This window comes from Streptomyces sp. NPDC037100, from assembly GCF_055606225.1.
In genome coordinates, this window is record NZ_JBVJSX010000014.1 from 1 (window position 1) to 13,816 (window position 13,816).

A 13,816-nucleotide genomic window follows, 5' to 3' on the forward strand; every position below is an offset into this window, starting at 1 on the left:
AGTACCAGATCAGGCACCGCGACTGGGAGGCCGCCGAACGCGAGGGCCGCACCATCGTCCCGCTGCTGACCCGGCTCAACACCCTCCGGCGGGAGCATCCCGCGCTGCGCCGGCTCAGGAACCTCCGCTTCCACCACACCGACAACAACGAGGTCATCGCGTACAGCAAGCGCAGCGGATCCGATGTGGTCCTGGTGGTCGCCAACCTCGACCCCCACCACACCCAGGAGGCCACGGTCTCGCTGGACATGCCGCAACTCGGCCTGGACCGGCACGAATCGGTGCCGGTGCGCGACGAGCTCACCGGCGAGACCTACCACTGGAGCAGGAACAACTACGTGCGGTTGGAGCCGGGGCGGGCTCCCGCGCACGTCTTTCACGTCCAGTCCCCGCCCGCTGCGCAAGCGAACGGAGGGGCACAAACGTCATGACCGTGAACGAGCCCGTGCTGGACACCTTCGAGGACACTCCTGCCAGGGACCGAGACCCCGAGTGGTTCAAGCGCGCCGTCTTCTACGAGGTGCTCGTCCGCTCGTTCCAGGACAGCGACGGCGACGGCGTCGGCGATCTGAAGGGCCTCACCTCCAAGCTCGACTACCTCCAGTGGCTGGGCGTCGACTGCCTGTGGCTGCCGCCCTTCTTCAAGTCACCGCTGCGCGACGGCGGCTACGACGTCTCCGACTACACGGCCGTCCTGCCCGAGTTCGGCGACCTCGCGGACTTCGTGGAGTTCGTCGACGCCGCCCACCAGCGCGGCATGCGCGTGATCATCGACTTCGTCATGAACCACACCAGCGACCAGCACCCGTGGTTCCAGGAGTCGCGCAAGGACCCCGACGGGCCCTACGGCGACTACTACATGTGGGCCGACGACGACAAGGGCTACCCGGACGCGCGGATCATCTTCGTCGACACGGAGACCTCGAACTGGACCTTCGACCCGGTGCGCGGCCAGTACTTCTTCCATCGTTTCTTCTCCCACCAGCCGGACCTCAACTACGAGAACCCGGCCGTGCAGGAGGAGATCCTGGCCGCGCTGAAGTTCTGGCTGGATCTGGGCATCGACGGCTTCCGGCTGGACGCGGTGCCCTATCTCTACGCGGCCGAGGAAACCAACTGCGAGAACCTGCCCGCCACGCACGCGTTCCTCAAGCGTGTCCGCCGCGAGATCGACGCGCAGTACCCGGACACGGTGCTGCTGGCGGAGGCCAACCAGTGGCCCGAGGACGTCGTCGACTACTTCGGCGACTACGCGAACGGCGGCGACGAGTGCCACATGGCGTTCCACTTCCCCGTCATGCCGCGCATCTTCATGGCCGTACGCCGGGAATCGCGCTACCCGGTCTCGGAAATCCTGGCCAAGACCCCGGCCATCCCGTCGAACTGCCAGTGGGGGATGTTCCTGCGCAACCATGACGAGCTGACGCTCGAGATGGTCACCGACGAAGAGCGCGACTACATGTGGGCCGAGTACGCCAAGGACCCCCGCATGCGCGCCAACATCGGCATCCGCAGGCGCCTCGCCCCGCTGCTGGACAACGACCGGCACACCATCGAACTGTTCACCGCGCTGCTGCTGGCCCTGCCCGGCTCGCCGATCCTGTACTACGGCGACGAGATCGGCATGGGCGACAACATCTGGCTCGGCGACCGGGACGCGGTGCGCACGCCGATGCAGTGGACGCCCGACCGCAACGCCGGCTTCTCGACCTCCGACCCGGGCCGTCTCTTCCTGCCCGCGATCATGGACCCGGTCTACGGCCACCAGGTGACCAACGTCGAGGCGTCGATGTCGTCGCCGTCGTCGCTGCTGCACTGGACCCGCCGCATGATCGAGATCCGCAAGCAGAACCCGGCCTTCGGACTCGGCTCCTACACCGAACTGCCCTCCTCCAACCCCGCGGTGCTGGCGTTCCTGCGGGAGTACGAGGACGACCTGGTGCTGTGCGTCAACAACTTCGCGCGGTTCGCCCAGCCCACGGAGCTGGACCTGCGCGAGTTCGCGGGGCGGCACCCGGTGGAGCTGTTCGGCGGGGTCCGCTTCCCGGCCATCGGCGAGCTGCCGTACCTGCTGACCCTCGGGGGCCACGGCTTCTACTGGTTCCGGCTCACCCGAGTCGCCTCCCGCATCGGCCGGCGACTGTGAGCCTGCGCCGACGAAAGGAGGCGTGACCATGCCGAAGACCGCATTCCTCCGCCCCGACCTCCGGCGCCTGGCCGAGCCCATGGAGTCGCTCGGCGGGCTGCTGCGCGAGTGGCTGCCCCGGCAGCGCTGGTTCGCGGGCAAGGACCGGCCCGTCACGGAGCTCGGCCTGCTGTCGATGACCGAACTCTTCCCTGGCTGTCTGCATCTGCTGGTCCACGCCGGACACGCCGGACACACGGGCGTGCCCTCGCCCGGCGGGGGTCCCTCGTCAGGCGACTGCTACCAGCTCCTGCTCGGCGTGCGGGAGCACCCGTCGCCGCGCCTCGGGCGGGCGCTCATCGGACGGGTGCAGGAGGGACCGCTGGCCGGGCTGACGGTGTACGACGCGCTGCACGACCCCCGTTCGGCCCAGCTCCTGCTGGACCGGCTGCGGCAACCGGGCACCGTGGGCCCCCTGCGCTTCGACTGCGACCCGGACCAGCGGGTGCCTGCCGGACTGGTGCCGCGGCTGCTGGACGCCGAGCAGTCCAACTCCTCGCTGGTGTACGGCGACGAGTACATCCTGAAGGTCTTCCGGCGCATCCAGCCCGGCGTCAACCCGGACCTGGAGGTGCCGGGCGCGCTGGCCCGGCAGGGCTGTCACCGCGTTCCCGCGCCGGTGGCCTGGTTCCAGACCCGGCATCCGTTCAAGGCCACGCTCGGCGTGCTGCAGCCGTATCTGCGGGACGCCTCCGACGGCTGGACGCTGGGGCTCGACGCGCTGGCGGCCGGGGACGACTTCACGGCCCAGGCCCGCGCGCTGGGCGGGGCCACCGCGGAGGTGCACCTCGCACTGGCGTCGGCGTTCCCCGTCGGCGGGCCCGGGGAGAACGGGCAGACGGCGGCCGCGATGACCGAGCGGCTGGACGCCGCCGCGCACTGCGTGCCCGCGCTGCAAGCGTTCGTGCCGGGCCTGCGGACCGCGTTCGCCGCCCTCACGAGTTGCGACCCGGGTCCGCCCGCCCAGCGCATCCACGGCGACCTGCACCTGGGTCAGGTGCTGCGGGCCGGGCGCGAGTGGTTCGTCATCGACTTCGAGGGCGAGCCGTCCCGGCCGCTCTCGGAACGGCGCAGCGCCCACTCCCCGGTGCGGGACATCGCCGGGATGCTGCGCTCCTTCGACTACGCCGCCCGGCAGCGTCGCCCCTGGCGCCCCGAGTGGGCCCGGCGCTGCCGCGAGGCCTACTGCGCGGGCTATGCCGCCCGCGCCGGCTGGGACCCCCGCAAGAAACACGGACTGCTCCGCGCCTATGAGACGGACCGGGCCGTGTACGAGGTGCTGTACGAGGCACGGCACCGCCCCGACTGGCTGCCTGTACCGATGGCGGCGATCGAGCGCCTCGCTGTGAGAGGAGACTGAGCCGTGGCCCTGCGCGACACCTCAATCCCGGAGCCGTCCGGCCCGGTCCCGGGCACGACCGCCCCAGCCCTGAGCCCGGAGGACCGCGGGCGCCTGCTTGCGGGTGCCCATCACGATCCGCACGCGCTGCTGGGTGCCCACCCGGTGCCCGGCGGCGTGGTGTTCCGGGCGCTTCGCCCCTTCGCCCGCGCGGTGAGCGTGGTGATCGGCGGCAAGCGCACGGCCCTCGTCTCGGAGGGCGACGGCCTCTTCTCGGGCGTGCTGCCACTGGACGCGATCCCCGCCTACACGCTGCACGTGGCGTACGAGGAGGGCGAGCAGGAGACGCACGACCCGTACCGCTTCCTGCCGGCGCTGGGCGAACTCGACCTGCACCTGATCCGCGAGGGCCGGCACGAGCAGCTGTGGCAGGCGCTCGGCGCACAGCCCATGACCCACGAGGGCGTGACCGGTACGCGCTTCACGGTGTGGGCGCCGAACGCGCAGGGCGTGCGGGTCGCCACGGACTTCACCCACTGGGACGGGACGCAGTTCCCGATGCGGTCGCTGGGCGCCTCGGGCGTATGGGAGCTGTTCCTGCCGGGCGTCGGCGAGGGAACGCCGTACAAGTTCGAGATCCACTCCCGGTACGGCCACCGTTTCCTCAAGGCGGACCCGATGGCGCGGCGCTGCGAGGAGCCGCCCAACACGGCGTCGATCGTGACAGCATCGCACTACGAGTGGGGCGACACCGAGTGGATGGCGCACCGCGCCGACACACCCGTGCACGAGGCACCGTTCTCGGTGTACGAGGTGCACCTGGCCTCGTGGCGGCCGGGGCTGACCTACCGGCAGCTCGCCGAGGAACTCCCGAAGTACGTCAAGGACCTGGGCTTCACGCACATCGAGCTGATGCCGGTCGCCGAGCACCCCTTCCACGGGTCCTGGGGATACCAGGTCACCGGGTTCTACGCCCCGACGGCCCGGCTCGGCACGCCGGACGACTTCCGCTTCTTCGTCGACGCCTGCCACCGGGCCGGCCTCGGCGTGATCATGGACTGGGTGCCGGCGCACTTCCCGAAGGACGACTGGGCACTGGCCCGGTTCGACGGGGAACCCCTGTACGAGCCGGGCGACGACCGGCGCGCGGAGCACCCGGACTGGGGCACGTACGAGTTCGACTTCGGCCGCACCGAGGTGCGCAACTTCCTCGTCGCGAACGCCGTGTACTGGTGCGAGGAGTTCCACATCGACGGCCTGCGCGTGGACGCGGTCGCCTCGATGCTGTACCTGGACTACTCACGCGAGGACGGGCAGTGGGAGGCCAACGCGTACGGCGGCCGTGAGGACCTGGCGGCTATGCGGTTCCTGCAGGAGATGAACGCGACCGTGTACCGGCGCGCTCCCGGGGTGGTGACCATCGCCGAGGAGTCCACCGCCTGGGGCGGGGTGACCCGGCCGACCGACACCGGCGGGCTCGGCTTCGGCCTGAAGTGGAACATGGGCTGGATGCACGACTCGCTGGAGTACATCGCCCACGAGCCGGTGCACCGCAAGTATCACCACCACGAGATGACGTTCTCGATGGTGTACGCCTACAGCGAGAACTACGTGCTGCCGATCTCCCACGACGAGGTCGTGCACGGCAAGCAGGCCCTGGTGTCGAAGATGCCCGGGGACTGGTGGCAGCGGCGCGCCACCCACCGGGCCTACCTCGGCTTCATGTGGGGCCACCCCGGCAAGCAGCTGCTCTTCATGGGGCAGGAGTTCGCGCAGGGAGCGGAGTGGTCGGTGGAGCACGGCCCGGAGTGGTGGCTCCTCGACGACGGGTACCACTCCGCGGGCGACCACCGGGGCGTGCTCGACCTGGTCCGTGACCTGAACAGCGCGTACCGGGCGACGCCGGCCCTGTGGCAGTGCGACACCCGCCCGGAGGGCTTCCGGTGGGTGGCGGTGGACTCGGCCGACGACAACGTCTTCGCGTTCCTCCGCCACGACGCCGAGGGGAATCCGCTCCTGGCGGTGTCGAACTTCTCCCCCGTCGTCCGGCAGGACTACGGCCTGTGGGTGCCGGGTGACGTCGTCGCCTGGGAGGAACGACTCAACACCGACGACGCGCGCTACGGCGGCAGCGGCCTCACCAACCCGGATCCGGTCAAGCCGGAGGCCGGATGTGTCCGGATCACGCTGCCTCCGCTCGCCACGGTGTGGCTGACGCCGTTCGCCGTGTGAAGTCCCGCGGCCCCACCAGGTGTCCTGCCCGCCTGGAGGGGCACTGGGGGTCGTACCACCGGGAGGACCCGGTGGTACGACTCGGCAGGGCCAGAAGGGCGGGCATCAGGTGCGCACCGTGGGAGTGGAGGAGGAACTCCTCCTGGTGGATCCGGAGACCGGAGAGCCGCGGGCGCTGTCCGCGGCGGTACTCGCCCGGGCGGAGAAGGACGACGCGGATCAGGACGTTTTCGAGAAGGAACTCCACGAGCAGATGCTGGAGTTCGCCACCCATCCGCAGTCGTCCATGGAGAGTCTGCGCGACGAGATCGTCCGCTGCCGCAAGGAGGCCGCCCGGCACGCGGGCGAGATCGGCTGCACCGTGGCAGCGCTCGCCACCTCGCCGCTGCCGGTCAGCCCGGCCGTCGGCGTCGGCCGGCGCTACCAGTGGATGGCCGACCAGTACGGCATCGCCACCCGGGAGCAGCTCGTCATGGGCTGTCATGTGCATGTGTCGGTCGAGTCGGACGAGGAGGGCGTCGCGGTCGTCGACCGGCTCCGGCCGTGGCTGCCGGTCCTGCGGGCGCTGAGTGCGAACTCGCCGTTCTGGCAGGGCAAGGACTCCGGGTACAGCAGCTACCGCAGCCGGGTGTGGCTGCGCTGGCCGTCGGCCGGCCCGACGGAGATCTTCGGCTCGCCCGAGCGGTACCACCGGCTGATCGCGGACATGGTGGCCACCGGTGCCCTCCTGGACGAGGGGATGATCTATTTCGACGCGCGGCTGTCCCAGCGGTACCCGACGGTGGAGCTGCGTGTCGCGGACGTCTGTCTGCACTCCGGCACGGCCGTGCTGGTCGCCACGCTCGTCCGTGGGCTGGTCGAGACGGCCGCGCGCGAGTGGCGGGCCGGCCGTGAGCCGCTCGGCCACAGTGTCAGCCTGCTGCGGCTGGCCGATTGGCAGGCCGCCCGGTCCGGCCTTTCGGGCGAGCTGCTGCACCCGGCGACCATGCGGCGCATGCCCGCCGAAGCCGTCGTGCGTGCCCTGTTGGACCACGTCGAGGAGGCCCTCGACAGCACGGGCGACCTGGAGCGGGCCCGGACCGCCTGCGACGAGCTGCTGCGGGAGGGCAACGGCGCTCAGGTGCAGCGCGCGCTGATGGAGCGCGCGGGGAGCTTGCGGGACGTCGTCACCGAGTGCGTCCGTCACACGCAGGCGTGAGGCGTCCCGCCGGTTTCGGGCAGGCAGGGGCTCAGAGGATCAGGGCGAGGGCGTAGGCCAGGAAGAACGCCGCGATCAGCACCGCGAGGACGATGATCACGGTCAGCGGTGCCTTGGCCCAGCCCTTGGGCGGGTTGTGGGTCTCCCGGGGCAGCGTCTCGGGCATGCTGCTCTCCGCGGGTGGGGTCTCGCCCGGCGGTACGCCGCCGCCGGGTTCCAGACCGGGGGTGCGTTCTGGTTCGGGATCGGGACTGATGTGACTCATGCCGTCCGGGTCCCCCGATCACGCCGAGATCATCAGCGGGTCGACTTCCGTATTTTCCGACCCCGAAGGGTCTCGACTCGACTACATTCGAGCACCGCCGATGACGGTACCCGTCGGCAACGTCACACCCCGTACACGTCAGGAGCCTGTGCATGCGCGACCTCGCCCTCGCTCCCCCGGCCGTGGCGCCTCTGACCGGCGGGCTCGCCGACAGCGTCTTCGAGACGGCGGATCGCGAACCGGCCAGGCCGATGCTCGCCCGGCGGGCCGACCCCACCTCCGCGACCTGGGAGGAGGTGACGGCGATCGAGCTGCGCGACGCGGTGGTGGACGTGGCCAAGGGGCTGATCGCCTCGGGGATCGCGCCGGGCCACCGCGTGGCGATCATGGCGCGCACCCGGTTCGAGTGGACGGTCCTGTGCTACGCGCTGTGGGCCGTGGGCGCCGAGGTGGTCCCGGTCTACCCGACGGCCTCGCGCGATCAGGTCGAGTGGATCCTGCGGGACGCCGGCTGCGTGGCCGCGGTCGTGGAGGACGAGCAGGGCGTCATGACCGTCGGCTCGGTGTGCGCTTCGCTGCCGCTGCTGCGGCACGTCTGGCAGCTGGACGCGGGCGCCCTCGAGGAGCTGACGGTGCAGGGGGAGTTCATCCCGATCGCCACGGTCGACTCGATGCGCCGCATCGTGCTGCCGGACTCCACGGCCGTCATCGCCTACACCTCGGGCACCTCCGGCCACGCCATGGGCTGCGCGCTCAGCCACCGCAATCTGGCCGGCCCCTGCGACACGCTGCTGACGGGCTGGGGGCACACGGCGGCGCCGCGCGGGGAACAGGGCTCCGTGCTCGCGTTCCTGCCCTTCTCGCACGTCTACGGGCTGATGATCCAGGGGCTGTGCGTGCGCGGCGGGCTGCTGATGGGGCACCAGGCCGATCTGAGCGGGGAGGCGCTGGCGGCGGCGCTGCGCTCGTTCCGGCCGACGTACCTCTACGCGGTCCCCTCGGTCCTGGAGAAGATCTACAAGAACTTCCTGCGCACGGCTCAGCAGGGGGGTCACGGCGGGCTGTTCGAGCGGGCCGCCGAAACCGCCCGGGACTTCGCCGCGGCCCTGGAGCGCCAGCGGCTGGGCCGCGGCCGCGGGCCCGGCTTCGACCTGCGGCTCCAGCACGCCCTGTACGAGCGGACGGTGTACCGCAGGCTGCGGGCGGCCCTGGGCGGCAGGGTGCAGCGGGCGACGTCCGGCGGTTCGCCCCTCAGCCGCGACCTGTCCCTCTTCTACGAGGGCATCGGCATCTACGTGCACGACGGATACGGCCTGACGGAGACCGCCGGCGGGGTGACGATGCAGCCGCTGGGCCGGGAGAAGTCCGGGACGGTCGGGCAGGCCCTGCCGGGCATGGAGATCCAGGTGGCCGAGGACGGGGAGATCCTGGTGCGCGGCCCGTCGGTGTTCCAGGGGTATGTGGGCGACCAGGCCGCAACCCGGGCCGCGCTGCGCGGCGGATGGCTCGCCACCGGGGACCTCGGACAGCTGGACACCGAGGGCTATCTGACCATCACCGGCCGCAAGAAGGACATCATCATCACCAGCAGCGGCAAGAGTGTCGCCCCGCTGGCCCTGGAGCAGCGGCTGCGGATGCATCCGCTCATCCACCAGGCGGTGGTCGTGGGGGACAACCGGCCCTGCGTCGGAGCCCTGATCACGCTGGACCCGGACTTCCTCGCGCACTGGCGGGCCGGGCTGGCCGTGCAGGGCGAAATGCGGGAGGCGCGGGAGGAGAACGCGCTGCGGGAGGAGGTCGCGCGGGCCGTGGCCGCGGCCAACAGCGTCGTGTCGCCCGCGGAGTCGATCCGGGTGTTCCGGGTCCTGCCGGAGGCGTTCGACGTGACGAACGGGATGCTGACGCCGTCGATGAAGCTGCGCCGGGACGAGATCGTGCGGCACTACGCCTCCGAGATCGACGCGATGTACCAGTCCCGCAGGCGTCCCGGACGGCCGAGTGTCCCGGCCGAACCGTCGAGCTGGGAGGATTCCGACAATGTGTTCCGCTGAGCGGCCGCCGGACGCGTAGGCCTCGCCCCCTCGGGAACACGCAACAGTGGCGACGCATGAGAAAGGACGACAGCCCTGACGACAGCCGTAGCTGACGCCCGGGCCGGAAAGGCGATATGTCAACCGAGCCGCGTGGGGACGATGCCCTGACCTCCGAGGAGATCCCGAGCCGCACGAACAGCTTCGTGGGCGAGCCGCATGACGTGACCGGTGCGCGCTTGGCCGCGGAGGAGTTCCTGCGCGATCTCGCGCGCTCCTCCCCGCCCTCTGCCCCCGAGTACTGGGACGACATCCTGCTGGTGGTGACGGAACTGGCCGCCAACGCGGTGCAGTACGCCCCGGGTCCCTTCGCGCTGCGGATGCGCCGGACCTTCGACGGGGTGCATGTGGTCCTGCACGACACCAGCACCACCGAGCCCGCCCCTCGCCCCTTCGATCCGCGCAGCGGCGGCGGGGGCATCGGCTGGCACCTGATCCACACGCTGTGCGACCAGGTCAGCGTGGTGGCCGACGACAGGGGCAAGGACGTGCACGTGTTCATGCCCTGGTGAGCCGGAAGCGTCACGGGCGCGAGGCGCCCGTGACCGGCTCGGACCGTGGCCCTCTCAGGACGTGACCGGCTCAGACCACGGGCGTCTCAGACCGTGGTCGTCTCGCGCGGCGGCAGCCTGTCGTAGTAGTCACCCACGGCCCGGAGGTACTCCTGGTCCCTTGTCTCACTGTCGGTCTGGAAGCGGGGGGCCGCCTTGGCATCCGCCCTGCTGCAGGCCAGTGTGACCTTTCTCCCCTGGGGGTCGACACCGGTGACGACTCCGGCCGGCACCAGGACGCTGCGGCCGAACACCCAGACGCCGGTGTCGACGACCAGGTGCCGCATGGCGTGCGGGGCGGCCTCCCGGTCCACGTGCCCGATCGTGCCGTCGGTCGCGGCGACGGCGAAACCGGTCAGGTCCTGCCCCTCGGTGTGACCGCTGTCCGGCGCGTACGACCAGATTCTGTCGATGGCCACGCTGTTCCATCCTCCCTGGCGATGTGCGGATCGCGTTTTCCTCCGGCGGACGCCCGCGCCCGCCCCGTTCCACAGCAGCAATTACCCTGCTGCCGCAAGCGCATTCGGCGCACACACCTCCCACCGCAGGGGACTTCCGGCGGCCGGCCCCGGCGATGTTCGGCCGAGGAGGCATGGAGAGTGGTTTCCGGGGTAATCGCGGGGGCGCGGTGACATCCGAAGCCCGTCAGTGAAGGGAGGCGCATGACAAACGGCATTCGAGTCCGGACAACGACCGGGATCCCCTCGCACCGCGGTCATCCCCAGAGGTGACCAGCCCAGGCCGTAGCACTTGTTGGAGGTATCCGTGCCCCTCGCCCAGAACCCGCTGTCCGTGGAAGTCGAGCTGCCCCGGGAAGACGTGGCCCTGATCACGGTCGACGGTTACCTGGACGTCGACACCGCGACCGAGTTCCAGGCCCATCTGGCCAACCAACTCCACCACGGCCGACGGCACTTCCTGCTCGATCTCTCGTCCGTCCCCTTCATGGACTCGTCCGGGATGAACATCATTCTGCGGGTGTACCAGGAGACCCGTAAGACCGAGGGCAGCGTGCACGTCATCAGTCCGACGCCGGCCGTGCGGCGCATCCTCGATCTGACCGGAGTCAGCATCACGGTGCCGATATCGGAGAGTGTCGACGAGGCCCTGACCCGTGTCGACGAAGGACCGGAGCGCCCCGAGGAGCCCGGGGGGCAGAGCGTCTGACGGCCAGAGTGCCCATTCGGGCCAGGCGTCGGCGAAGACCGGCGGCCCGGTCCCTCGCTCCGCCCTGCCCGCACGACGGCTCACCCCTCGCACACCTGGCGACGGCGGTACCAACCGCCGTTCCCCTGGACGGGATCACTTGCACCGGAGCAGGTGTCGTACGAGGTCGGCGCATGGTTAGAGTTGTCGCCCGGCAAGTGTCACATCGCCGTCTCGTTGCCAGAAGCGGGCTCGGTCGACGCAACGCGGATGAGGAGAGAACCAGGTGCCGGAGCACGAAGCGGACGGACAGCTCGCCACGCCCAGCCAGGAGGTCAGGGACTTCCTGCACCGCCGGCGTGAGCAGATCGCCCAGCGGTGGGCGGACGAGCCCTTGTTCCGCACCGTGTTCACCGTCTCGCGCGACGAGGCGGTGGAAGCAGGCAAGGTCGTCGTGGACGCGCTGGCCCAAGTGGCCGACTCGGAGCAGGTGGAGGACCCGGACGCCGCGGGATTCAGCGGCGTGCGCGAGCAGCTGGCCCGGATGGGCGTGGCGCGCTCCCGTGCCGGGCTGTCCAACACCCAGGTCTCCAGTGAGCTGGCCGCACTGCGGCCGCCCGTGGAGAACCTGCTGGCCGCCGATCTGGAGCAGACGCCCCCCGAGCACCTGCGGGCGTGTTCGACCGCGCTGACGGTGCTGATGGGCACCCTGCGACTGGTGGCCATGCAGACGGCGCTCAGCGAGTGGCAGGCGCTCAGCGATCGGCAGCGGCTGCAGCTGATGGAGGTGGCCACGCCCGTCATCCGGCTGTGGGACGGCATCGTGGCCGTGCCGCTCATCGGCACGCTCGACAGCGCCCGCAGCCAGATCGTGATGGAGACGCTGCTGAACGCCGTCGTCGAGCAGCACGCGCGGTTCGCGATCCTCGACATCACCGGGGTTCCGACGGTCGACTCGCTGGTGGCGCAGCACCTGATGAAGACGGTCGCCGCGGCGCGCCTCATGGGCGCCGAGTGCATCGTCTCCGGCATCCGCCCCGCCATCGCGCAGACCATCGTGCATCTCGGTCTGGACCTGGACGTGATCACCCGCGCCAGCCTCGCCGACGCGCTGGGGTATGCGCTGCACCAGCTCGGCGCGGACATCGTGAAGCCGGGTGCAGGTCAGCGGTGAACGACGCGTACCCCCCTCCCGTGACCGGCCATGTGCCGGTGCTCCGGCTCGGCGACGTCCTGCTGGTCACGCTCCAGGGGGACCTGCACGACAGCACGGCGCAGCAGCTCCAGCAGGACCTCGCCGAGACCATCTCCCGTACCGGGGTGCGCGGGGTCCTCATCGACATCTCCGGTATCGAGATCGTCGACTCCTTCCTCGGCCGGGTACTGGCCGAGATCGCCGCGCAGGCCAAGCTGCTGGCCGCGCGCACCGTGGTGGCCGGGATGCGTCCGGCGGTCGCCATCACCCTGGTCGAACTGGGTCTGACACTGCCGGGGCTGAGCACCGCGCTCAGCACCGAGGCGGGCATGGAGCTCCTCGCGCAGCAGGCCCCGGTGCCCCGTCCCGGCAGCCCGCGTCAGGAGAGTCCGTGATGCACACCGCCTCGGGCGTGGAGGCCTGCCTGCCCATCCGGTCGGACATGGACCTGGTGTGGGTGCGCCAGCACGTACGGCAGGCCGCTGCCCGGCTCGGCTTCGGCCTGGTGGACCAGACCAAGCTCATCACCGCGGCCAGCGAGCTGGCACGCAACACCCTGGTACACGGCGGTGGCGGACGGATGGAGGCGAGGCAGGTCGGCGGCGTGGGCGCCGCGCAGGGGCTGCAGCTGGCCTTCACCGACGAAGGGCCGGGCATCGCCGACCTGGACCTGGCGCTGAGCGACGGCTACACCTCCGGTGGCGGTCTGGGCATGGGGTTGAGCGGTGCGCGGCGCCTGGTGCACGACTTCGACATCGACACCACGCCCGGATCGGGCACCACGGTGCGGGTGACGTGCTGGGTGGGACGGCCGCCGCGTCCGCGCGAGGAGGTCTGATGCCACGCGTGTGGGACGTGCCGGTACGCGACTCGACCCGGGTGCGCGACGCGCGGGTCGCGGCGGAGGGCGCCGCCGCGCTGGCCGGGCTCGACGAGCGGCGGACCGCGGCGGCCGCGCTGGTCGCGACCGAGCTCGCCACGAACCTGCTGAAGCATGCCGAGGGTGGTCAGGTGCTCATCGACGTCGTGGCCCCGCCCGTGTTGCGGGAGGGGTCGTGGGGGGCACGGGTGGTGCAGATCGCCGCGGTCGACCACGGCCCGGGCATCCCCGACGTGCCCGCGGCGCTGCGCGACGGCTTCTCCACCTCCCGCTCGCTCGGCGCCGGCCTCGGCACGTGTCTGCGCCTCTCCGACGATTTCGCCCTGCACAGTGTCCCCGGCCGCGGCACGGTCGCGGTGGCCCGCGTGAGCTCGACGCCCCGGGCCACCGAGGGGCCGGCCGGACCCGAGGGCCGGGTATCGGCAGGGGGTCGGTGGCCGGGCGGCGCACCGCCGTTCGGCGCGGTGGCATGCGGCGGCCTGACGGGCCACGCGGCGGTGCCGGCCGGTGCGCCCGGTCACACCGGACAGACCCAGGCGATTCCTGGCGGCCCCACTCAACCGGCCGCCCACGCCCGGGGCACCGACCCGGCACTCTACGCAGCCCCCGGCCACGACCTCCCGGCCACCGGCACGCCGGGAAGCGGCCCCGGGCCCCGAACGTCACCGGCCCACGGCTCGACGGACGCCGACGCCCCGAGCAACGACTCCGCGTCCCGGACAGCACCGGCCCACG

Annotated in this window: 13 protein-coding genes and 1 pseudogene; 12 read left to right on the forward strand and 2 right to left on the reverse strand. The window is 71.2% G+C overall.

What is annotated here, in order from left to right; translation table 11 throughout:
* From ACZ7EG_RS34375 to ACZ7EG_RS34395, 5 genes are all read left to right on the forward strand, one after another.
* The coding region (locus ACZ7EG_RS34375) for an alpha-glucosidase C-terminal domain-containing protein (protein ID WP_471087827.1) at window positions 1–431 on the forward strand (431 nt) is incomplete at its 5' end.
* The gene (gene treS / locus ACZ7EG_RS34380) at window positions 428–2,146 is read left to right on the forward strand and encodes a maltose alpha-D-glucosyltransferase (protein WP_471087829.1); all 1,719 of its coding nucleotides are present in this window, start codon (window positions 428–430) and stop codon (window positions 2,144–2,146) included. The genes ACZ7EG_RS34375 and treS, both read left to right, overlap by 4 nt.
* 28 nt (window positions 2,147–2,174) lie before the next feature.
* Window positions 2,175–3,545: a maltokinase N-terminal cap-like domain-containing protein gene (locus tag ACZ7EG_RS34385; RefSeq protein WP_471087832.1), complete on the forward strand. Its 1,371-nt coding sequence runs from the start codon at window positions 2,175–2,177 to the stop codon at window positions 3,543–3,545.
* A gap of 3 nt (window positions 3,546–3,548) precedes the next feature.
* Window positions 3,549–5,756, forward strand: coding sequence for a 1,4-alpha-glucan branching protein GlgB (gene glgB / locus ACZ7EG_RS34390; RefSeq protein ID WP_471087835.1), 2,208 nt, complete (start codon window positions 3,549–3,551; stop codon window positions 5,754–5,756).
* 109 nt (window positions 5,757–5,865) lie between these two features.
* Window positions 5,866–6,954 (forward strand): glutamate--cysteine ligase 2, encoded by a 1,089-nt coding sequence (locus ACZ7EG_RS34395; protein WP_471087838.1) that lies wholly within the window; start codon window positions 5,866–5,868, stop codon window positions 6,952–6,954.
* A 31-nt stretch (window positions 6,955–6,985) separates the two neighbouring features.
* On the opposite strand, the gene ACZ7EG_RS34400 is transcribed toward ACZ7EG_RS34395, so the two are convergent.
* Window positions 6,986–7,219, reverse strand: coding sequence for a DUF6480 family protein (locus ACZ7EG_RS34400; protein WP_471087841.1), 234 nt, complete (start codon window positions 7,217–7,219; stop codon window positions 6,986–6,988).
* Window positions 7,220–7,371: 152 nt separating this feature from the next.
* Between ACZ7EG_RS34400 and ACZ7EG_RS34405 the strand changes: the two genes are divergently transcribed.
* Both ACZ7EG_RS34405 and ACZ7EG_RS34410 read left to right on the forward strand, forming a co-directional pair.
* Window positions 7,372–9,270: an AMP-dependent synthetase/ligase gene (locus tag ACZ7EG_RS34405; RefSeq protein WP_471087845.1), complete on the forward strand. Its 1,899-nt coding sequence runs from the start codon at window positions 7,372–7,374 to the stop codon at window positions 9,268–9,270.
* Window positions 9,271–9,386: 116 nt separating this feature from the next.
* On the forward strand, window positions 9,387–9,821 hold the full coding sequence (locus ACZ7EG_RS34410; protein ID WP_033309377.1) for an ATP-binding protein: 435 nt from the start codon (window positions 9,387–9,389) through the stop codon (window positions 9,819–9,821).
* Window positions 9,822–9,907: 86 nt separating this feature from the next.
* On the opposite strand, the gene ACZ7EG_RS34415 is transcribed toward ACZ7EG_RS34410, so the two are convergent.
* Window positions 9,908–10,279, reverse strand: coding sequence for a PRC-barrel domain containing protein (locus tag ACZ7EG_RS34415; protein WP_471087849.1), 372 nt, complete (start codon window positions 10,277–10,279; stop codon window positions 9,908–9,910).
* Between the two features lie 346 nt (window positions 10,280–10,625).
* On the opposite strand from ACZ7EG_RS34415, the gene ACZ7EG_RS34420 reads away from it, so the two are divergent.
* The 5 genes and pseudogenes from ACZ7EG_RS34420 to ACZ7EG_RS34440 all read left to right on the forward strand — a co-directional run.
* Window positions 10,626–11,027 (forward strand): STAS domain-containing protein, encoded by a 402-nt coding sequence (locus ACZ7EG_RS34420; protein ID WP_344459461.1) that lies wholly within the window; start codon window positions 10,626–10,628, stop codon window positions 11,025–11,027.
* Between the two features lie 265 nt (window positions 11,028–11,292).
* Window positions 11,293–12,180 carry an STAS domain-containing protein gene (locus ACZ7EG_RS34425; protein WP_471087853.1) on the forward strand — a complete coding sequence of 296 codons (888 nt, stop codon included), beginning with the start codon at window positions 11,293–11,295 and terminating at the stop codon, window positions 12,178–12,180.
* Window positions 12,177–12,596 (forward strand): STAS domain-containing protein, encoded by a 420-nt coding sequence (locus tag ACZ7EG_RS34430; RefSeq protein ID WP_471087856.1) that lies wholly within the window; start codon window positions 12,177–12,179, stop codon window positions 12,594–12,596. Before ACZ7EG_RS34425 ends, ACZ7EG_RS34430 begins: the two co-directional genes overlap by 4 nt.
* Entirely contained in the window at window positions 12,596–13,039 is a 444-nt protein-coding gene (locus ACZ7EG_RS34435; protein WP_471087858.1) for an anti-sigma regulatory factor, read from the forward strand. The genes ACZ7EG_RS34430 and ACZ7EG_RS34435 overlap by 1 nt, the downstream gene beginning before the upstream one ends.
* A pseudogene (locus ACZ7EG_RS34440) lies at window positions 13,039–13,509 on the forward strand (anti-sigma regulatory factor); the annotation flags it as partial. The gene ACZ7EG_RS34435 and the pseudogene ACZ7EG_RS34440, both read left to right, overlap by 1 nt.
* Between the last annotated feature and the right edge of the window lie 307 nt (window positions 13,510–13,816).